The organism is Marininema mesophilum, from assembly GCF_900106775.1.
Lineage (GTDB): Bacteria > Bacillota > Bacilli > Thermoactinomycetales > DSM-45169 > Marininema > Marininema mesophilum.
In genome coordinates this window covers 120,111-141,322 of the sequence record NZ_FNNQ01000011.1, presented here as the reverse complement: position 1 = coordinate 141,322, position 21,212 = coordinate 120,111, and the positions used below count along the sequence as shown (strand labels likewise).

Below are 21,212 nucleotides of genomic sequence, written 5' to 3'. Positions count from 1 at the left end.
GTTTGTCTTTATCCTTTCATTGTATGGCTACACTTACTCCCTTACCATTAAGGCATACTAACTTAAAGGAGTGAGTGTTCATGAAAAACATTCGTCGTTTTTTACCTTATGCGACCGCCTTTGCGCTCTTTGCCACTGTCGCTACGCCAGCAGCCTTTGCGAGTGGAAGTGACCTTGATGGAGCCAAACAGTTAGAAACAAAAGGACAAAAAGGCGTAAAAACGGTCTTCGTTCCGAAAGGGGCTAACGCCAAGGACGCTGTTGAAGTTGAAATTGAAAAAGCCAAAGGTAAAACTGTGTTAGTAACAAAAGGAAAAAAAGTTGTGAAAACGGTCCTCGCCTCGAAAGAAGTGAAAAAATACAAGGAAGCTGTTAAAATTGGAAAAGCACAAGGTAAAACTGTGTTAGTAACAAAAGGAAAAAAAGGATTGAAAACGGTCCTCGTTTCGAAAGAAGCTAAATTCTCCAATGATGCAGTAAAATTTGAAAAAACACAAAGAAACTGAGATACTGGTTTCTTTCAAGATCCTTTGCTGATGTAGGAAATATAAAGCGGTCAGGGGTAGATCCCTGGCCCTTTTTGTATTTTGGGTGCATTGATGTTTGGGACTTCAAGTACCTGTCCTTTCATCGAGTATACAAACAAAAAAACTTTTCCCATAAATTTACGCTAAGGGATTGTTAACAGCGAAAAGCCGGTTTTTCCTACTTTAAGGATACCGGCTTTTTTGAGCTATTCACTTTTATTTCTCATCTTTCATCCGTTCCTCGCATCAGAACCTTTGGGACAAGGGGAATGTAAATGAGTTCCCCAATAAGTTCTATGATTGTTTGAGTAACGATCACAGTAGATACCAATCCGTCTAGAGGTTCAGGTAAAGCAAGTGCAAAGGGGAGAACAACAAGGGAGTTACGGGTTGCAGTACTAAAGATTAAAGCTCGTCCTGCTCCGGTATCTAAACGAAATATACGGGAAACTATACGCGCAATAATCGGTACAATAATCAGATATGCTATATAAATAGGGATCACCTGGCTGATAAAATCAAAAGATGTATATAGTTTATTGATTTGTGATGTAACGACAACAAAAAGAGTTAATGCCATAAAGGGTACTGGAAGCCAAGCTGTAGCATCAAGCATACGGGCTCCACGTGGTTGTCGATTTGCCCACCATTGAGTAAGTAGAGCAAGTACGAGAGGAATAATAATTAAAAGGAGAAATGATTCGAGAAACGGTTTAACGTTCACAATTTCTGCCGATTGTTTTCCCATAAAAAGCCAAAGATAGATTGGCAATAAAAGCATTTGAGAAACAAAGAGCAATGGTGTTGAAACTAAAACAAGTTTCTCGTTCCCACGACCAAGATGCGTAAAAACAATGACGTAGTCAATGCACGGAGTAAGCAATACTAAAAATACACCTAATAGTAAAGCAGGATCGGTTGGAAGAAACCGTGTTAACCCCCAAACAATGATAGGAACAAGTGTGTAATTCACTATAAGAAGCGCATAAATGTACTTTCGATTCGTTAGTGATTCTTTTAAACGTAAAAACGGTATTTGTGCAAACATACCATACATTAAAATGGCAAGTACGAATGAGATAGTATAATCTAAATTTTCGCTGGATTTTGGCCATATTAAACCTATTACAGCAGCAATAATTAGCGCTAAAGCATAGATCCATATTTGATTCTTCTCTAATTGCTCTCTTGAACCCATTTTTTCTTCTTTTCCTCCTTATATTGCTATGCCCTAAACTTAATGTCCGCCAAGGTTTCAAAAAAAATATCATGTCCGTTAATGTAAGTCAATTACCAGGAGATTTTGTTTCCACAGAATACTAAACAAATAAGTAATGCAGTAACTGACTTTTTTACTCCCACCAAATACTTAATTGATTAGATAGTATATACAGTGCCAATAACAAAATCCTAGCTACATCTTACCTTAATGATTTTATTTTCTTAAGGATGGTTGCAATATTGAAAATAACGCCTCATCTAGAAATAGAAAATTTAAATGCCTTTTTTATCAATTTTCAGTATATACTGGATTATAATTAATACCCGATATATAACGGAGGGATTAGATGGATACGGTAAAAGTCCAGCTTACCGCGGAAAAGGAATTGCTCCTATTCACTCTATACAGTCGAGCATTGGAGAGCCGCAGTCAAAATCCCATTCTCAAGGACGAGGTAGCGGAAAAAATTATCCAGAGCATTGACTATGATTTTGAAAAAATGAGTAAAAACCAGGAAGGTTCTATTATAGTTACCATTCGAGCAAAATACTTGGACTTATGGGCTACTCAATTTTTAGAAAAGCAGCCACAAGCTACTGTCGTGCATCTAGCTTGTGGCTTAGATAGTCGTGTGAATCGAATTCATGTACCTCCAAAGGTAAGATGGTATGATATTGATTTCCCTGAAGTTATCGACCTACGACGACATTTTTATCCAGAAAGAAACGGTTATCATATGATTGGCTCCTCGGTTACAGAGTCAGAGTGGCTAAAGACGATTCCAACAGATCAACCCGTGTTAATCATTGCAGAGGGATTAACTATGTATTTAAAGGAAAAGGAAGTCAAAGAACTCTTCACTCGGTTAACTAATCATTTTACAAGTGGCGGTCAATTAGCCTTTGATGCAATGAGGCCCTCTGCCATATGGTTGGCGAAATTGAGTAAGATTATCCAGTCAACCGGTGCATCTTTTGGGTGGGCACCTAAAAATGCTCAAGTAATTGAACAATGGATTCCCCGTTATCAATTGAAAAAAGAATTATATTTACTTGAAGCACCGGAACTTGCACAGCGACGCAATGAATCCAAGTCCGTATTTCTTCTATTCTCAAAGATACCTTTTTTGAGAAGAATGAGTAGCCTGCTTCTTTATCAGTTTTAATCCATCTACTTAGCTTTTGAGGCCCAAAATTGGGCCTTTTTCAATTTGTCATTCCTGCTTGTCGCCCCTCTATCTTTACGATATCGTAAAATATGAAAAATCCTCCCATTCATGCGATAAGAAAGGAGACAGTACAGATGAAACGACTCTTTACTCATACTCGTATTCTAACAATGACTGAAGAGGTGGCTCCATCAAAAACACAAGCAATGCTGGTAGAAAATGACAAGATCGCTTGGATTGGTCCTGAAGAGGAAGCTCCTATGGCGGATGAGATCGTGGATCTTCGTGGGCGGCTCATGATGCCCGGCTGGATCAATACACATGGTCATGCAACGATGACGCTTTTGCGTAGCTTTGCTGATGATATTCCACTGAAAACGTGGCTAGAGAAATATATGTGGCCCATCGAAGCACGTTTTGGGGCTGAACAAGTACACTGGGGAACGATGCTTGCTGCTACCGAGATGGTTCGCTGTGGGACGACCTGTTTTGCTGATATGTATGATCACATGGATGGAGTGGCAGAGGTAGTACAAGAATCTGGATTGCGGGCCAGTCTCTGTCGGGGCGTAATCGGACTGGGTTCACAAGAGGAAAGGGATTGGAAACGAAAAGAGGCATACCAATTTGCTAAAGATTGGCATGGACGGGCTGATGGACGCATCACGACGATGATGTCTCCACATGCTCCATATACATGTCCACCCGATTATATTGAGGAAATTGTTGCAGATGCAGAGGAATTGAAATTGCCCATCCATATTCACTTAGCAGAAACTAAAGGGGAAGTGGAAGGTCATATCGAGACCTATGGAATGCGTCCGGTGAAACATCTTCAGTTACTTGGTGTATTTAATCGCCCCACACTGATTGCTCATGCGGTTCATGTGACCGAGGAAGAGATGGAGATTTTATTGCAACATGATGTGAAGATTTCTCATAATCCTGGGAGTAATCTGAAATTGGGCAGTGGAATCGCTCCTGTGCCAAGAATGCTGGCTAAAGGACTTCGTCCTTCTCTCGGTACCGATGGCGCCGCCAGTAACAATAACTTAGATATTATGGAGGAGGTTCGCTTAGCTGCTTTGATTCACAAGGGAAGTACAATGAACCCCGAAGTAATCCCAGCCTGGACTGCCCTGCAGATGGGAACTTCCTATGGAGCAGAAGCGCTTTTTCTAGACCATGAGATCGGAACATTGGAAGTTGGTAAAATGGCGGACTTTATTACTCTTGATTTAGAAAAGGCTCATCTGCGGCCGGCCCATGATCTGATTTCGTTATTGGTTTACTCTGCTTCCCGAGAAGACATCCAGGATGTTTATATAAATGGACGTCCGCTCATGCGCAATAAAGAGTTACTTACGATTGATGAAGAGCGTGTGCTTTTTGAGGCAGATCGCACTTTTCAGGCTGTTGCACCATAAAAATCCCCCACTTCCTGAGCAGGGAAAATTTAGTGAGAGGTATAGGTAGGAGAAAATAAGTTACAATAGGACTATAATTAGACTTCCATATCCAACTCCAGTTGAAAACGCAAAGGGATTTCCATGGTCTCTTGTGACCACCTGCGTCTTCTTTCTGAGGGAGATGCCCAGGATTCCGCCTGTAAGCATCCGAGGATATTCTCCAGTTCCTCTCCAGAAAAACGGCTTTCCAAATGGGTAATTAGCCAGCTGGGGGAAGAGGAAGCATCCATGTGGCTCACCTCCTTGCGTAAGCTTATTATCACCTCAGCATCCATCGTTAACCGAACCACATTTTCTCTGTAGACCCTCCGACCCGTTGTCGCGGGGGTCTTGCTGTGATCGGGTGATAATGGAACCATCCCCTTCGTACACTGGGTAGAAAAGGGTCTTAATCAATCGAAATATTTGTTCAATTTATTTGTTCAAAAACAGGAATTACCATCTGAGAGCGCGAAAATAAGGAAAGATAATCCTTAACACGATGGATATATATTTTGTGATATACTTATTGATATATGATTTTCGACACATTGTTCATAGAAAGGAGGCGTGGCAAAATGCAGAACCGCTGGCCAATGATTGCCGCGAGTCTGGTTGTCAGCCTCTTGCTTTTGTTTGGGGGATTTTTTGTTTATCAGAAGTTACAAATTGAAAACCCCATGGAGGAGACACTTGCGAAGACTTCCCATATCCAAAAATATATGCTCGACGCTTCACCCAATGAGATTACAGTTCGTCTAATACCCAGTCGTGATTTCTCGTTGAGTAAAGATTATATCCCTTTAAGAAAGAAGTTAAGCAAGTTCACAAGAGGCAGAGAGCTCTCCATATTGATCAAGCATCAATCGGAGGGTGAACTATTGGAGTCTTGGAACCGAATAAATTTTGGTATCCAAGAAGGGATCGCTCTTAAACGCTATACAAAAATTCCACAAACCGTTTCTAAAGAAGCCAAGGCTAGCCAGATTAATGCGAAGGTCTTTATGGATAAAAGCCATGTTTATATCGAATTAAAAAAAGATAATCAGCGTCTCTATCGAGTCCTTCCTTTGAATAAACAGGAAAGCGGGGTGAAAGATAATGGGTAAAGCGATTGCTATTGGTGCTGCACCTGCTCTTTTGTTGTTCCTGATCTACCTTGGAGTCAGCCCATTTCCCTTGTTTGTAGCAGTCGGTATTGCCATTATGGGCTGGTGGTTATTTCGATCACGTTCAGGAAGCCCTGGCTTTGGGCAAAAGAAGCGAACTCGGAGAAAAGATTCTGTTCCTAACCTCTCCTTTGAAAATATTGGGGGTCAGCAGCGCTCAAAGGAGGAATTGAAGGAAGCATTAGATTTTCTAATCCATCGTACAAAACTCCATGATTATGGAATTCGTCCCATCAAGGGGATTTTACTATCAGGCCCTCCTGGTACAGGCAAAACCTTAATGGCCAAAGCAGCTGCTCACTATACCGACTCCGTTTTTGTTACTACGTCAGGAAGTGAGTTTGTAGAAATGTACGTAGGTGTTGGTGCTCAACGAATTCGTGAACTATTTCAGGAAGCTCGTACCGGAGCTAAGAGAAGCAAGAAGAACAGTGCCATCATCTTTATTGATGAGATTGATGTAATCGGCGGGCGACGGGAAGGCTCTCAACACAGAGAGTATGATCAGACTCTTAACCAGCTCTTAACGGAAATGGATGGCATCACCACGGATCAAGATATTCAGGTGTTAGTCATAGCGGCTACAAACCGTAAAGATATGTTAGATTTTGCTCTTTTACGGCCAGGACGGTTTGATCGCCACATTTCTGTGGACCTTCCGGATAAAAAAGCCCGTAGTATGATTCTCCATCTGCATACAAAAAATAAACCTTTAGCAGAAGGTGTAGAGATTGAGCAGCTCGCAACGGAAACCTTTGGCTTCTCTGGTGCCCAGTTGGAGAGTCTGACAAATGAAGCAGCCATTTATGCCATGCGCGACAAAAGTGATGTCATTCGCCAAGAACACCTATCCCAAGCGATCGACAAGGTGATGATGGGGGAAAAAACTGACCGAGAGGCAACACAGGAAGAACGTGAGCGAGTCGCTATCCATGAACTTGGCCATGCGATTGCTTCTGAATGGGTACGGCCGGAGTCCGTTTCACAAGTATCCCTCGCTCCCCGCGGGCAAGCCCTTGGTTATGTCCGTCACCATCCAGGTCAAGATCAATATCTATATACTCGAAAACAGATTGAAGACCAAATTATGATCTGCTTAGCAGGTGCTGCTGCAGAGGAGCAGATCTATGGAAATCGTTCCACAGGAGCACAAAACGATTATGAACAGGCGAATCACTATACCAAGACTTTGATCGAATCAGGCTTATCGGATCTTGGCATTATTGATATGAATTTAGTAGGGAAAGAAATTTTGCATCAAGAGTCTGCGGAAATTCTAAAACAGCTCCATGGAATGACTGTCCAATTACTAAACCGTTATTCCACGGTCTTTGAACAAGCCCTCGAGGTATTGCTCAAGGAGGAGTTATTATCAGGGGAGCAATTCCGGATATTATTGAAGCGATATACAAAGGAGCCTGTATCCATCGGTAGTTGATGGAAGGGCAAATTAAAACAAAGATATACCAACCTTGTGCAGGCAGATTGGTTCTTGAGACGGTCACAGAGGATTTGGAGGCAACTTGTCTTCCAACGCTGTGACCGTCTCTGTCCACAGCAATCTCGTATGAATCTCTATGGGATTAAGCCATATGGAAGAATAGCGAGCACGACCTTTATGACTTAAAAAGCCCCATCCAATCCCCTTACTTCTGTTTCTAAAACGGCTTAGAAAGGCGGAAAGAAGGGCTTTATTTGTGAATTCAAACGAAAAAACGTTGGCCAACTTAGTTTGTTTTTGTAATTCCGTGAAGTAAGTAAAGCGACCATATGGTCGCTTTACCAGGTCTGCATCGCCACCTTTAGAGGTTGAAAAGCAAGTTGGCCAATCTAGCAGCACTCTTTATCGCTCGGATTTGCGAAACAAACATAAAAAAACGGCAATTTGGGGTAGAAGGAGCATCGGCCGATTTCAGAGCCTTGCCCAATAAAGGGAAAAGGCGGTCTCTGAATCAATGAGGAACAAAGAAAGAAATAGAAGGACGATGTTTTAAAAAGTGACTAGTCGTCTTGTTTCAAGAAGGAAGGCCGTAAAATAAAAATCATCAAAATCACACATAGAAGTGCCATTATGATAAAACCCTGTTGATGTCCGTGAAAAAAATCACGTATAACACCTGCTAAAATAGGGATGATTCCACCTATTATATACCCCCCTGACTGCATCATAGCAGACCATGCGCCCGCGTCTGCTGATGTTTTTACTGCATTCAACGGTAACATAAGTGCTAGTGGAAATAATCCCCCAAGACCAATCCCTAATAAAATGGAAGATAACCAAGGTGTAGTCAATGGATTTACCATGAATAACAACCCTACTAATACGAAACATAAACTCCCCAGAAACCAAAAAGCTCTATTTTTATAATAATCCGCTAAAGTAGGAATTACAAAGGTAAATACCATTTGAACAAGTGTAAAAAGCGTAATAAGAGCTCCAGCTTGCTGACTACTTGCCCCTGTACTTTGAATCGCTGGAGCAAACCACGTAGTAACAAAATAAAAAATACCGGCTTGTAATCCAAAAAAGAGGGTAAACAACCTTGCTTTCTTATTTTTTAATGGCAATCGATTGTTTTGCCTATCGTGTGTTCTTGTTCCCTTATCTTCTTTCATAATAGAAAACCAGAAGAAAAGGGCAACAATAGCAAATATACCCCAAAATGCAAGAGCCATATTCCAAGACCCTTTAAATTCATGCTGTAAAGGGACAGTTATTCCCGAACTTAAGGCAACGCCTGCTACCATACCAAATGTATTGATTCCAATCATCAAACCAATCTTAGTAGGAAAGCGCTCCTTAATAAATCCAGATAGCAACGGACCTATAAGTCCAATACCAATCCCAATTAAAAGAGCGGTAATAAGTAATGGGAGAACTGAAGAAGTAAATGATCTCATAAATGTTGCAGCTCCAATTAATAGAAGACAAACTACGATTGCTTTTTCCGTTCCCCACCGCTTGTATACTTTACCTGTAAGTAATGCAAACACTCCCATACATAAAACAGGAATCGATGTCAAAAAGCTAACCGTAAAGTTACTCATATTTAAGTCTTTACGGATGGTCTCTAATAAAGGTGAGATCGAAGTAATCCCCATACGCAAATTAATAGCAGCAAGAAATATTGCTAAGATATATATATAAGTTCTTTTTCTATTTTTCAACTTATATCTTCCTCTCAGATTAGAAGGATTTAGAGCGCCGAGAAACTTATTTTCAATGAGGATGGAGAGCCCTAGTTTAGTCAAAAATGAACAGAGGCAATTTCTTTGGGAGCACTCTAGTTAGGGGGTTCTTCCATTAGTATACGTATTTAAAAGAACCCCCTATTCAGAAAAGGGGGGGTTGACGGCAAGCCTCTGGAAAGAAGGTCTTACCCATGAAAGTCATGCTACCTGTTTTTCGAAATTATTAAATATGGGAACCTGGTGTCAAGGGGAAATACATTTCGTCATCTCTTAGGATCATAGAGTCCCAATTCTATGTTTTCATCGGTTTTTTCTCTATCTAAAATAAATTTAATGGATTACGGAATAATTTTCAATCTGTAATTATTGGTATACTAGTAATTTTACTCATTATATACCATCAAAGGTATATATATCCTTTTAAGGCAAAAAAGAAGGCCTTGATAAGGCCCCAATAAACCTGTTGTGAGGAATACATGCGATAATGATCGGTCGGACCGATCTTAAAACCAGCTGAGTTTCGAGTCAAATATGAGGATGCGGCATTCATGGCCGCACAAAGCCGATCTATGGCAATCCTCGCTAGGCTGATCGAGCGGTATGAGGCCATGGCCAACGATGAGCAGAGGTTGAAAGTCCGCGGTCTTATGGTAAAATGGCCGTAATCAACGAAGTTTTGAGGGGAGTAACACAAATCCATGAAATTGTCCCAAAGGGTACAAAGTTTAACGCCATCCAAAACTATCGAAATCACATCGACTGCAAACGAATTAAAAAAACAAGGGCATGATGTTATCGTCCTTGGGGCGGGGGAGCCTGATTTTAACACACCAGCTCACATCTTGGATGCTGCAATCCAATCGATGCGTGAAGGTCATACCAAGTATACACCAGCCGGTGGTATCACAGAATTGAAGGAAGCAATAGTCAAAAAGCTGGAACGGGATAATGGCCTTTCTTACAGTGGGAATGAGATTACTGTTACGGTTGGGGCCAAGCATGCTCTCTATAACCTATTTCAGGTCATTCTTGATGAGGGTGACGAAGTGATTATTCCAGCTCCCTATTGGGTTAGCTATATTGAACAGGTAAAGCTTGCTGGTGGTGTACCTGTCATTATCGAGGGAAAAGAAGAGAATGGTTTTAAAATAACCCCCGAACAGTTGAAGGAGGCTATCACGGAGAGAACGGGTGCGTTTTTGCTCAACAGCCCGTCTAATCCTACAGGTGCGATGTATGACCGGGAAGAACTTGAGGCGCTTGGGGCAATCTGCCTTGACCATGATCTTGTCATTGTCTCCGATGAAATTTATGAGCACTTAATTTATGGAGACGATAAACATATCAGTATTGCTGCCATCAGCCCTGAATTAAAGTCAAACACGGTAATTATCAATGGGGTATCCAAAACCTATGCGATGACTGGCTGGCGGATCGGTTATGCGGCAGGGGATGCTCGTATCATCAAAGGAATGACAAGCCTATCTAGCCATAGTACTTCCAACCCAACATCGATAGCTCAGTACGCAGCCTTGGAAGCGCTAGATGGCACCCAAGAACCTGTTAAGCAAATGCTGGCCGCTTTTAAGGAACGACGGGATTATCTAGTTGGCCGCTTACAGAAGATGGAAGGGGTATCCTGTGATACACCAAAAGGTGCCTTTTATGTCTTTGCCAATGTAAAAGAAGCCGCGAAGCAGGGAGGATTCGACTCTGCTGATGCATGGGTTAAGGGTCTACTGGAGGAAGAAAAAGTAGCGACGGTTCCTGGTTCTGCTTTTGGCTCTGCTAATCATGTACGCCTTTCTTATGCCACTTCACTGGAACAGCTACAAGAGGCTTGTGACCGCATCAGTCGGTTTATAAAAAGTAAATAAGTAATATAAATGCCCGTCTTCTTTATAAAGAAGACGGGCATTTATATTTTATGTCGGGATTCATGGCTTTCAACATGGTAAGATACACTATGTAAGGGATCTTATGATCGTCGTATAACTCCCTTGAAAAATGGGCTCCCAAAATAGAGGAATAGGCTGATTAATGTAATGATGGCGACTAGATACTTACTCCAAATCGGCCAGGGAGCAGGGGTGATAAAGGCTTCGATCAATGCGGCGATCACAAACATAGGAATGACTCCGATCACCATTAGGATCGTTACTTTCCCTTCCTGCTTAAATGAAGTAACTCGTGTATAGTCTCCGGGAATCAGCCAAGATCGAGCTAGGGAGAGGCCAGCAGCCCCTGCAATGAAAATAGCCGTTAATTCTATTAACCCATGGGGCCAAATAAAAGCCCAAAACGAATAGCTTTCTCCGATACGATGATACAAGGCTGCTAGAGCGCCAATGAGTAATCCATTGGTAAATAGGGCCCAAAGGGTTCCTACTCCGAACAAAGCACCAAGAGCAAAACAGAAAAAAGCAACCCGTATGTTATTAACCATCAGTTCCCCTGATACTAGAGCAGAATCCCACTGATTTTGCCCAATTTGGCCAGGTTGAATCTGATCCACCATTCCTGGTGGGAGGACGGCATCTGCTTGGGAAGGATCCATCATTACCGTGATAAAGGCGAAAATAGCTCCTACAAGGAAAGTTCCCATTGCGAATAAGAAAAAATGGGCTCGTTCATGAAAAAGGGACGGAAAATCGTTAAGGAAAAAGCGGAGGACTTGTCGTGCATTTTTTTGAGAAACATGACCGTAAATTCGTTTATGGGCTTGAAGAACCAAAGAGTTTAGTTCCTGGACGATTGGATGATCGGGAAAGTATGTACGAGCATATGCCAGATGAGCGGCTGTCTGCCGATAAGAACGCCCCAATTGATCCAAAGTAGAACGTTCACCTTTTTTTCCATCAACAGAGTTAATCAATTTCTTTGTTTCTTCCCAATGGGGTCTATTTCTTTGCACAAATTGTTGAATTCGTCGCGCCGTAGGTACACTCATCTAGAGAAATTCACCTCCGTTATTTATTGTACCATGTTGGTTACTTGAAAGGAGTTTGTCATGAAAAATCGTGTGCGTGTGACAACACCCGAATATGTATCACTAGAATTACATACAGCTGGAATTGGATCCCGAGGAGTTTCTCTTTTGATCGACTGGATAGTTTTGGGGATTCTTATGCTTTTTTTCGCACTATTTTTCTTACTGTTTTCGCTTCTAGCAGAATCGATGGGGACTCCCTTTTGGACATCCGTCATAAGAGGGGTGTCTTTGGTAGTCATCCTTTTTATGCCCTTATGCTACTTTACGTTAGCAGAAACCTTCCTCTCAGGTCGCACTATCGGTAAAATGGCTGTAGGATTGCGTGTGGTAACTGACCAGGGTACCGTGCCTAGTTTTGCTACCATCCTCCTGCGCAATATTTTGCGAATCGTGGATGCAATGCCTATCTTTTATTTAATTGGCCTCACGACTGTAGTGCTCCAAAAACATGAAAAACGCTTAGGAGATTTAGCGGCTGGGACACTGGTCATTCACGACGAAAAAACAACTCAGCCATCCATTACGCTTCTTCATTCACAGACAGAAAAGCTAATTCAAAGTAAAACAATGACTACCCTTACTGTAGAACACTGGACATGGATTGCCCGATTCCTTTCACGTCGGCAGGAATTATTAAAGGAACGGCGGCAACAGTTAGCAGAGAAGATGGTTACACAGTTATTCCCTAATTCACCCATTGAAAAGGGGCAAGAAGAAGCCGCTCTTGAAGCTGCTTATCTATATTTAAGTGCAGATGATAACCACCACCAAATGAGCTCCTAATATTATCACGGCCAATCAATAACGAAAATTTGATTGGCCGTGATAATATTACCGTAGAAGAGGGAAAGGTTAACATAAAGCAGATAGTTTTAAAGGAGGTCTTTTTTATATGAAAGCTGTTACACATGTTTTCCCTAAGGGCCTTGATGGATTAAAAGTGCAGGAAATGCCTGAAATCGAGCCTGGCAAGGGAGAAGTACGCATCACCCTGAAATCTGCTGGCTTGAATCATCGCGACTTAAGAGTACAGCAAAGGGATCATTCTCCCGAAGAACCATTGATTCTTGGATCCGATGGTGCAGGGATTATCGAGAAATTAGGAGAAGGGACTACTCAATTAACTGTTGGACAAGAAGTTATTATCAATCCAAGCCTAGGTTGGCCTCATAAGAGTGATGCACCACCAGATACCTTTGATATCCTCGGAGTCCCCACAGCGGGTACGTTTGCAGAGAAAATTGTCGTTCCAGCCGCAAATATAGAACCTAAGCCAGCCTATCTTAGTTGGGAGGAGGCGAGCGTCCTTCCAATAGCGGCACTTACAGGGTACCGTGCACTCTTTACCCGAGGACGATTGCAACCAGGTGAACATGTACTGATCGTTGGAATTGGTAGCGGGGTAGCCACCTTTATGCTCTTGATGGCAAAAGCTGCAGGCGCAAGGGTTACCGTTACTTCCCGGGATGAGGTTAAAAGACAGCGCGCTTTAGATATGGGCGCGGACCAGGCTATTGATAGTAGTAGGGATTGGAATGAACAGATGAATGGTGAAAAAGCCCACCTAATTATTGATAGCGTGGGACCTGCAACCTTTCCCCAATCCTTAGCTCAACTTCGACCAGGAGGGAGGTTAGTCAATTTCGGTGAAACCAGCGGTCCTGAAGTGATAATCCCTCTCCGCCCCTTCTTCTTTGGACAGTTTGAATTAATCGGTACAACCCTGGGCTGTGCAGAGGAGTTTAAAGAGACGATTCAATTTATGGAGAACCATCAAATTCATCCTATTGTGGATCGAGTCTATCCCCTTGAAGAAGCTGCAAGTGCATTAAAGCGTATACAAGATGGAGAGCAATACGGAAATATCGCTCTACGGATGGATTAATTTAAACTCGCTAGTATTACCCGGCATGCAATTAACAAGGTCCTTGCAGACTACCAACACAAGGGTAATTAGTGTTGTCATATAGGAGGCTAGTGGGAGAATGATCCATATGGAGACCAAACGCCTTGTCTTAGGTGATTGGGAGCCCGGAGATCTTGCGCTGTTTACTAATCTCCATCAGGACCCCCAAGCAATGAAGTACTTTCCTAAGCTATACAACGAAAAAGAAGTAGCGGAAATGATTAACCGTTATAAGGATCACCAAGAAAGTCGTGGGTGGTCAATTTTCTCATTGCGATTAAAGGAAAATAAACAATTTATCGGGTGCATCGGACTTTTATACCGCGACTTTCCTGCGCACTTCACTCCCTGCGTAGAGATAGGTTGGAAAATATCACCTATGTACTGGAATCAAGGTTACGCTACCGAGGCAGCAAAAAAACTATTGCACAAAGGATTTACAGACTATGGTCTTACAGAGATTATCTCTTTCACAGTTCCTCAAAATGTCGCCTCTAGACGTGTAATGGAGAAAATTGGCCTAATACATGATAAAGAGGGAGACTTCCAACATACACGTTTGACGAAGGATCATCCCCTAAGCTGGCATGTACTATATCGCCTGACAAAAGAACAATATGACGATCATAAACTTGTATGAAATTAACTTTCAAAGACAGAGGTCCCAAGGGATCTTCTGTCTTTTATTAATCATGTGCATGGACGACCACGCGAACATGGGTGTTTTTGCCCATCCTCTCAAAAAGGTATATTAGCAACCCTTGTAATCAACACAAAGGTTGCTATGAACGATCTAAAGCTGATTTATATTCTTAACTCTAAAGAAATGTTACTTTGATATAGCTTCTTTAATGGACAACTCAAATGCTCTTCGTTTCCTTGGATTTTTTCCAATAGACTCCTGACCAGTCAATCCCAAACAAAGGTTCGTTGATGCGATGCTCCTTTCTAAAATCGTGAACGGCCGTAGCACAACTAGGAATGGAAAAATCATCGATAATGACATAGCCGCCAGGGGACACCTTGGCGTATAAGTTGTTCAGTGCGTCTATCGTAGAGGAATACATATCTCCATCTAGTCTTGCAATCGCAATTTTTTCAATCGGTGCGGTTGGTAAAGTATCCTTAAACCAGCCCTTTAAAAACGTCACCTGATCATCTAATAGATCATATTTTTCAAAGTTTTTCTTTACTTCCTCCAGGGATATTTTCAATCGATCATACGTATGAAAAATGCTACCTGTATCCATTGGATACTTACTATCTGGTTTTGGTAGTCCTTCAAAGGAATCAGCAACCCAAACTAGCCGATCAGTTACCTCAAAAGCCTTAAAAAAACCTCTCATGAATATACAAGCTCCTCCTCGCCACACCCCAGTTTCAATCACATCCCCCTCGATGTTCTCTTCAATAATGTTGGTCAAACACGTCTGCAAATGATTCATTCGCGCTCGGCCGATCATGCTATGTGCTGCAGCCGGCCAGTCTTTCCCTTGATTGCGGGAAATTTCATCAGCATTCGGTTCATATTCAAGGTAAATCTCATTCAAAATAGACTTCTTCAACAATTCCAAATATAATTCCCTAGATACATTGATATTAGTAATCATTTACCTACTCCTTTAAAATAGAATCCTGAGCCATTGACTAACAGTCATTACCTTGTATATATCCTATGACTAAAAAAGATACGTTCGCCTCCTTTCAAATAAAATGATAGAGGATACGGATTAATACATGAGCGATAGCCGCACCAAAGAGCTGTTTAGAGTCTAGGGAACCATTCGTCCCAAAACTCATGAGAACCCTCTAATTTTGTCATTCCTGAGCGAAACCCTCGATAATGACGCATATAAGCTGCTAAATAGGCAAAAGAAGAAAAATAGCATCCACTAAAAAAGGGAGCTTCTAAGCAAACTAACCAATCTACCAAGGCTTGTTCTTCTAGACACAATGAATTAAATTGTTGCTCTATTTTGGGGTTATTTTTTAAAATATTGCTTTTGTTTAATATTGTTAAATAAGGATGTTGTTGTTTGATTTGACAAACCACTCGATTATATTCATTTTCTTGGAGTCCAGAAGCAATATATATGGTAGATAGATCTTTATCAGAACTAACTGAATTACAAATAGTTTTTATTTGAGTTATATTCAGGATATCTAAAGACTCCTCAGACATTACGGTCAGTAGATCTCTTTCTATCCGTAAATGAATCCCTTTCCATTTCTTATAAACCGATAACTCATTTATAGTTAAACTAGAAATATCTTGAACTTTTTTTGCGAAGGGGAAGAAATTAGCAATAAAAATACCCATATTTTTATGCTCTTCAATAGACATTTTCCTGTTCAGAGGCATTCTCTCACACTTAAATATATTTTTTCGAAGTAGAGAGGGGATCTCTTTTTTAGATTGTATAACCAAAATATTTCTAGAACTAAGTAGTGTAGTTAAACTCTGCATATCAATAAATGAGTCTATTGGGATCTTTCGAGAAGAGTCGAAATTAATGGAAGTTCTAGTATAAAACTCATTTAAAATAACGCCAACAGAGTGACCTTTACTTGAAAAGAATAGAGCTTCTCCTACCGTTCTAAAAACGCCCATCAGCTGGTTACAAAGGCCTTCGTGACTTCTAACAATATTTTCAAAAAATAATATCATAATTAGCCCCTCTTACCTGATAAAGTGAATTTGCAACACCACTTAGAATAAAAACGGTATTTCGAGGCACAGAAAAGTGGTGTTGCAAATGGGAAGGAAACAGTACAATAACTCATATCGGTCAATCCAACAACTTGTTCTCTTGCAAGTGGAAAAGTCTGTACGTACAAAACCAAGTCAAAAAGAGTGCCTTCCGGTCCTTATATAGTGTGGCCTTTGTTTAAGCCTTTTTTCAATTGCTAAGACACTATCATAATAGGTCATAGACCAGATTGAAGTAGTGAATAAATCTTTGTTTTCGGGTCTTTGATGCCACCCATTTAATGAATCGATTATACTTTTGGAGTAGTTTATAAAACTATCACTCTCATATAAACCTCCCCCATAGTCACTCCAATAACTTGTATGAAGATCTTCAATGATATATATGCCGTTACTAGAAAGGACAGGAAACATTTCTTCGAATGTTATTTTTTGCTGATCCATTAGATGGCCACCATCATCGATGATGATGTCAAATATAGGAAGGGTAGGTTTTACCTCTTTCCAGAATTTCCTATCTCCTTGGTCACCAATCAATATTTTAATTTGTTCTTCCTCAAAAGATTTACATTGTGGAAGAATATCCAAACCATAAATGGTTGCTTCTTTGCCAAAGTAATTCTTCCACATTTGGAGAGAACCACCATGGTAAACACCGATTTCTAATACATTGATTTTTTGATTGACGAAACGATTAAGATGATGTTCATATATATCAAAATAATGAACCCATTTATCAATCATTCGTTTATCATTTCGCTCGAAATATTTTCTTAGCCTACCCAAATTCACACACCTTCTTATTGTTTGTCTAAAAATTGGTCAAAGAAGGGGATCCATCAACCAAAAGATGCGTCTGTTTTTAAAAAACTATTATCCGTTTGTGCTTAACACTTTTTGCAAGCTTGATCAGCCGACTACCATCATTTTCTCAGCAATTCCGACAAACCGAACGCTAACGCCCAAATGATCCAGTTCCAAGACTGGTGCAAAGCCCCACAACTTAGATACCTTTCTTAAGCCAAAAGGCGAAGGCTACATAACCCTTCCTTTTCTTATGGCCATCATATGAGATTAATATATAAGGGGTGCTACAGACAGCTATCTATTTTTAAAAGACTTTGATTTCAGAGACCTCGGCACGATCTATTTAATAAAAATAACCGACTGTTTCCCCTCAACCGTGTGGGTGGTCGGTTAAATTGTGTTTATTGTCTAAACGTATGTCTTTCCTTTTTAGATACTATGGCCCCTAATAGGATTCATTGGGAGTGTCTATCTACAACTACCAATGGCCGCATCATCTCATGATCCTCATGTTCAAGAATATGACAGTGCCATATGTAGTTACCTGTGTAGGGAACAAAGCGGACGACAATCCTGGTTACTTCCTTAGGATTTGCTCGAATGGTATCCTTCCAACCCAGCTCATTGCGCTCAGGCACCCTTGGAGGACTGGTAAAAATCAACCTCCCCCTTTGCATAAACCTCTCAACATCAAAGGAGCGACGATCCAAAAGGCGAAATTGAATGAGATGAAGATGAATGGGGTGCGTTTTGGGAGTGAGATTGATTAACTCCCAGATTTCCGTATCCCCCCATTGCGGTGTTTCTGTAGGAGGATCATCATACCTGTGTTTATTTAATAGCATCAACATTCGGCCATAACGATCCATCTCATCATCTAGTGTGAGTCTACGTGTATAGCTAGCTGCTGTGGGATTAGGGAGAGAAAGTGGTGCAAAGGAGAGAGGAATCATTGAATCATCCACACCATTTAAGGATTGATTCACACGAAACTGCATGACTTGTCCCGTAGTATCAGGGTCAACAGGATTCCCAGCAGGAAATGGAGCTGGGGCATCATTAGTCATCGTAATTGTATGACCTTGCAACTTGGAAAAATCGATGATGACATCTGCACGTTCAGCAGGTGAGAGGAGGAGGGAGGAAAGTTGGACAGGTGCTTCTAATAGACCACCATCTGTACCAATTTGGATCCACTTCAGCCCAGACCCCAGTTTTAAATTATAAAATCGAGCATTGGCAGCATTTAGGATGCGAAAACGGTATTTTCGTGGTTCAACTTCGCAATAAGGCCATACCTTACCATTGACTAGATTGGTATCCCCAAAGAATTCATCAACGATAGAAGGGCAAGGAAGGTCTTTTTTATGAGGCTTAGGCCCACTTGGATAATATAACGATCCATCTGGTTGAAAACTACGATCTTGGATTAGAAGAGGGATCTCATAGCACCCCTTAGGAAGAGGTAATCGCTCTTCCTCAATACCACGAATGAGATAAAAGCCAGATAAACCCGCATAATTATTTATACGAGTAATCCCCATAGTATGGTCATGATACCAAAGGGTAGTGGGCCGCTGGGGATTGGGATATCGGTAGATTTGGTTTCTAAAGCGAGGGCCTGTAATGGTAAAATCCCTTGTGAACCATGCATCAGGGTGTCCATCGCTATCTGGAGGGGTGTGTCCTCCATGCAAATGGGAGACCGTCCGTACTTGTGGAACATCTTCCCCGGCTCCATGAATCGTGGTATCCACAGGAAATAAATGACGCAGGGGCAATTCATTTTTCCAATAAACATCGATGATTTGGTTTTCCCAAACCTCTATGGTAGGGCCCGGATACATCCCTTCAAACCCCCATACAGGGGTTTTATTTAGATCACGATGAAGGTGCTGATTCACTTGCTTCATCCGTAAGATATAATAAGGAATTCCACTCCGGATTGAATAGGGCTGTAGAGTAGGAAGGATAGGAAGGGGATCCACATACTTTTGTAAGAACAACGAGTATCCCTCCTGCTCTATTTATTTGGCTTATTGGATCTATTTAGCATTTGTTTTGGTGTACTTCCTCCACAACCACAGCCGCCTTTTTTGCGCCGTGCCTGGGGTTGAATAATTGTTTTTTGAGTAGGTTTAGGTGTAGAAGGAAGAACAGGAGCGGGGTTTGGCTTAGGTATTTTATTCGCCCCAGAGTTTTCTGCCTTTTTGTCTTTATTGAACACGCTCAAGACACCTCCAATTTACTCACAGCAACGGTTGCCTAGTCATAAGATACGTTGATTCGTAATGGAGCGTTCCTGTATCTTGAAACATCCTGAAAGGAAGAGGGGCATGGAGAATTTATCATGGATTCATCTTTCAATTATGATACTGGCTTCGTTTCGTCTTACTCGACTCATCGTATATGATGAAATCACATCTTTTCTGAGGGATCCTTTTCTCAGTGTAACGATGGAGCTCGATGGAGATGGCGGGTGGGTGAGAAAAGTAGAAATCAAGGGAACCGGATTGCGAGGATGGATCGGTAAATTACTTAGTTGTCACTGGTGTGTAGGAATTTGGTCCACACTAATTATAGTCACGATTTTCTATCAGCTCCCTACATGCTTCCCTATTATTTTAATCCTTGCTATTGCAGGAGCCGCTGCAGTAGTGCAAACATATGCCGAGTAAAAAACACAAAGATCCAGTAGATAGACGCGAAGACTACCTACTGGATCTTTGTGTTTTTGTTAAAGGGAAGTTCTTTTAACAGAGAAAACATAGACGAATGTAAGAAGAGTGGTGATCAATAATGAAATTCCTACACTTCCATTTAAGCTTGGTAAGATGACAATCATGGAGAGATAGATAAAAATTCCTGTGGAAAACAAAGCAATAGTAGAGCTTCCTCGAAACCACAAAAATTGGTTTTGCCTAGCCTTATTCCGTAAGATCCAGATGGCAGTACCCGAGAGTGCGTAAACAATTCCTTGAATGATGGTTGCCATTAAGATGGGGATGTGAAAATTGTGTGTAACGGAGACAAGGAGGGCAAAGACGAGTTGAATGAGAAAAGTAGCAACGATTGCGACCCAAGGGGTACGAAACTTTCCATGAACACGAGTAAATATTTGAGGGAGTAAATTCACGGAAGCTAAGTCATAAATCATGCGGGAGACCCCCATCATGGTTGCATTGTACGTCGTCAAAGTAGCCATCAAGCTAATTAATCCCATCATCGCTAGGGCAATCCAACCAAATAACTTAGACAACAAAAGATGCGGAACGGGTGAGGAGAGAATCTGCATCGATAGAGAGTGGTTTAATGGAAGTGTCGAGGTATAGATAAGATAGACTCCTGTTAACACCATGATTGAAATAGGAAGGGCCCGCGCAACAACCTTGATATTTTTAACTTCCCCTGCCATATGTACAACCCATTCAAAACCACGAAAAAGGTACATAGAAACTCCTACCGCCATAATAAAGGAGTTCCAGCTAAAGTTAATAGGGGAGATATCTATTTGATGGGTAGGCTGAAAGAATACGTACATAGAGAATAGAACAAGCAGAGTAAACATTCCATAGGTTATTATACTTTGCCACTTACTCGCCACTTCCACATCCCATAAATTTAATAAGAAAAATAAACAAAGAAGAAAAATAGTCCATCCGATGCCCGGGATAGAGGAGACAATAGGCAGTTTAAAATACTGACCAAGATAGGATATAACATAAGAAAAAATATAAATTTCCAGAGCGCCTGCTACCCAGGTTAATAATAAATATAATAAACTGAAAAAAGAAGAGATTTTCTCTCCAAAAGCTTCATGAAGATATCCCTTAATTCCTTTTGCTTCAGGGAACATCTGAGATAAGTTAGCAAAATGGATGGCAATCGTGAAATTTAAGATCCCAGCTATCGCAATTGCACTCATCGCCGTCAACATACCCAAATTCCCTATTGCTAGAATGATTGCTGGGAAAATACTAGATGATAAAGCCATTCCTGTGCTGGTAGCTACCATTGAGGTGGTACCTAACTTTTTCTTCAACATAGACACCCAATAAACCCTCCCTATTC

20 protein-coding genes are annotated in these 21,212 nt (G+C 41.2%); 10 read left to right on the top strand and 10 right to left on the bottom strand.

The features are described 5' to 3' along the window. The first annotated feature begins 80 nt into the window (after positions 1 to 80). On the top strand, positions 81 to 506 hold the full coding sequence (locus BLV90_RS11590) for a hypothetical protein (protein WP_091741041.1): 426 nt from the start codon (positions 81 to 83) through the stop codon (positions 504 to 506). Positions 507 to 750: 244 nt separating this feature from the next. Here BLV90_RS11590 and BLV90_RS11585 read toward each other — a convergent pair whose 3' ends face one another. Further along, positions 751 to 1,725 carry an arsenic resistance protein gene (locus tag BLV90_RS11585; RefSeq protein WP_091741038.1) on the bottom strand — a complete coding sequence of 325 codons (975 nt, stop codon included), beginning with the start codon at positions 1,723 to 1,725 and terminating at the stop codon, positions 751 to 753. A gap of 370 nt (positions 1,726 to 2,095) precedes the next feature. On the opposite strand from BLV90_RS11585, the gene BLV90_RS11580 reads away from it, so the two are divergent. Together BLV90_RS11580 and BLV90_RS11575 are read left to right on the top strand one after the other, a co-directional pair. Then, the gene (locus BLV90_RS11580; RefSeq protein ID WP_091741036.1) at positions 2,096 to 2,914 is read left to right on the top strand and encodes a class I SAM-dependent methyltransferase; all 819 of its coding nucleotides are present in this window, start codon (positions 2,096 to 2,098) and stop codon (positions 2,912 to 2,914) included. A 137-nt stretch (positions 2,915 to 3,051) separates the two neighbouring features. Then, complete coding sequence (locus tag BLV90_RS11575; RefSeq protein ID WP_091741034.1) at positions 3,052 to 4,344, top strand: amidohydrolase family protein; 1,293 nt, start codon at positions 3,052 to 3,054, stop codon at positions 4,342 to 4,344. A gap of 77 nt (positions 4,345 to 4,421) precedes the next feature. On the opposite strand, the gene BLV90_RS11570 is transcribed toward BLV90_RS11575, so the two are convergent. After that, on the bottom strand, positions 4,422 to 4,616 hold the full coding sequence (locus BLV90_RS11570) for a hypothetical protein (RefSeq protein ID WP_091741032.1): 195 nt from the start codon (positions 4,614 to 4,616) through the stop codon (positions 4,422 to 4,424). Between the two features lie 327 nt (positions 4,617 to 4,943). On the opposite strand from BLV90_RS11570, the gene BLV90_RS11565 reads away from it, so the two are divergent. Both BLV90_RS11565 and BLV90_RS11560 read left to right on the top strand, forming a co-directional pair. Then, the gene (locus tag BLV90_RS11565; protein WP_091741030.1) at positions 4,944 to 5,474 is read left to right on the top strand and encodes a hypothetical protein; all 531 of its coding nucleotides are present in this window, start codon (positions 4,944 to 4,946) and stop codon (positions 5,472 to 5,474) included. Then, complete coding sequence (locus tag BLV90_RS11560) at positions 5,467 to 6,972, top strand: AAA family ATPase (protein ID WP_091741028.1); 1,506 nt, start codon at positions 5,467 to 5,469, stop codon at positions 6,970 to 6,972. The genes BLV90_RS11565 and BLV90_RS11560 overlap by 8 nt, the downstream gene beginning before the upstream one ends. Positions 6,973 to 7,535: 563 nt before the next feature. Here the strand turns inward: BLV90_RS11560 and BLV90_RS11555 are convergent. After that, on the bottom strand, positions 7,536 to 8,702 hold the full coding sequence (locus BLV90_RS11555) for an MFS transporter (RefSeq protein ID WP_091741026.1): 1,167 nt from the start codon (positions 8,700 to 8,702) through the stop codon (positions 7,536 to 7,538). 722 nt (positions 8,703 to 9,424) lie between these two features. Here BLV90_RS11555 and BLV90_RS11550 point away from each other — a divergent pair. Then, complete coding sequence (locus BLV90_RS11550) at positions 9,425 to 10,603, top strand: pyridoxal phosphate-dependent aminotransferase (RefSeq protein WP_091741024.1); 1,179 nt, start codon at positions 9,425 to 9,427, stop codon at positions 10,601 to 10,603. Between the two features lie 101 nt (positions 10,604 to 10,704). On the opposite strand, the gene BLV90_RS11545 is transcribed toward BLV90_RS11550, so the two are convergent. Beyond that, a complete protein-coding gene (locus BLV90_RS11545) occupies positions 10,705 to 11,676 on the bottom strand; it encodes a stage II sporulation protein M (RefSeq protein ID WP_091741021.1) in 972 nt (323 codons plus the stop codon). Between the two features lie 60 nt (positions 11,677 to 11,736). Between BLV90_RS11545 and BLV90_RS11540 the strand changes: the two genes are divergently transcribed. The 3 genes from BLV90_RS11540 (at position 11,737) to BLV90_RS11530 (ending at position 14,264) form a co-directional block, all read left to right on the top strand. Next, positions 11,737 to 12,501, top strand: coding sequence for an RDD family protein (locus tag BLV90_RS11540; protein WP_091741018.1), 765 nt, complete (start codon positions 11,737 to 11,739; stop codon positions 12,499 to 12,501). A gap of 109 nt (positions 12,502 to 12,610) precedes the next feature. Next, positions 12,611 to 13,603: a zinc-binding dehydrogenase gene (locus BLV90_RS11535; RefSeq protein ID WP_091741015.1), complete on the top strand. Its 993-nt coding sequence runs from the start codon at positions 12,611 to 12,613 to the stop codon at positions 13,601 to 13,603. Between the two features lie 109 nt (positions 13,604 to 13,712). Continuing rightward, the gene (locus tag BLV90_RS11530) at positions 13,713 to 14,264 is read left to right on the top strand and encodes a GNAT family N-acetyltransferase (protein WP_177168030.1); all 552 of its coding nucleotides are present in this window, start codon (positions 13,713 to 13,715) and stop codon (positions 14,262 to 14,264) included. Positions 14,265 to 14,484: 220 nt separating this feature from the next. Here the strand turns inward: BLV90_RS11530 and BLV90_RS11525 are convergent, their stop codons facing one another. The 5 genes from BLV90_RS11525 to BLV90_RS11505 form a co-directional block, all read right to left on the bottom strand. Continuing rightward, positions 14,485 to 15,234, bottom strand: a complete 750-nt coding sequence (locus BLV90_RS11525) for a TylF/MycF family methyltransferase (RefSeq protein ID WP_091741010.1) — start codon at positions 15,232 to 15,234, stop codon at positions 14,485 to 14,487. Positions 15,235 to 15,389: 155 nt separating this feature from the next. Further along, complete coding sequence (locus tag BLV90_RS11520) at positions 15,390 to 16,292, bottom strand: O-fucosyltransferase family protein (protein ID WP_091741007.1); 903 nt, start codon at positions 16,290 to 16,292, stop codon at positions 15,390 to 15,392. Positions 16,293 to 16,469: 177 nt separating this feature from the next. Further along, positions 16,470 to 17,120: a class I SAM-dependent methyltransferase gene (locus BLV90_RS11515; RefSeq protein WP_091741004.1), complete on the bottom strand. Its 651-nt coding sequence runs from the start codon at positions 17,118 to 17,120 to the stop codon at positions 16,470 to 16,472. A 476-nt stretch (positions 17,121 to 17,596) separates the two neighbouring features. Further along, complete coding sequence (locus BLV90_RS11510; RefSeq protein WP_091741001.1) at positions 17,597 to 19,147, bottom strand: multicopper oxidase family protein; 1,551 nt, start codon at positions 19,145 to 19,147, stop codon at positions 17,597 to 17,599. A gap of 17 nt (positions 19,148 to 19,164) precedes the next feature. Then, complete coding sequence (locus tag BLV90_RS11505; protein ID WP_091740998.1) at positions 19,165 to 19,368, bottom strand: hypothetical protein; 204 nt, start codon at positions 19,366 to 19,368, stop codon at positions 19,165 to 19,167. Positions 19,369 to 19,477: 109 nt separating this feature from the next. Between BLV90_RS11505 and BLV90_RS11500 the strand changes: the two genes are divergently transcribed. After that, positions 19,478 to 19,819, top strand: coding sequence for a DUF1360 domain-containing protein (locus BLV90_RS11500; RefSeq protein WP_091740995.1), 342 nt, complete (start codon positions 19,478 to 19,480; stop codon positions 19,817 to 19,819). Positions 19,820 to 19,878: 59 nt separating this feature from the next. On the opposite strand, the gene BLV90_RS11495 is transcribed toward BLV90_RS11500, so the two are convergent. Continuing rightward, positions 19,879 to 21,186 (bottom strand): APC family permease, encoded by a 1,308-nt coding sequence (locus BLV90_RS11495; RefSeq protein WP_245726340.1) that lies wholly within the window; start codon positions 21,184 to 21,186, stop codon positions 19,879 to 19,881. Positions 21,187 to 21,212: the final 26 nt, after the last annotated feature.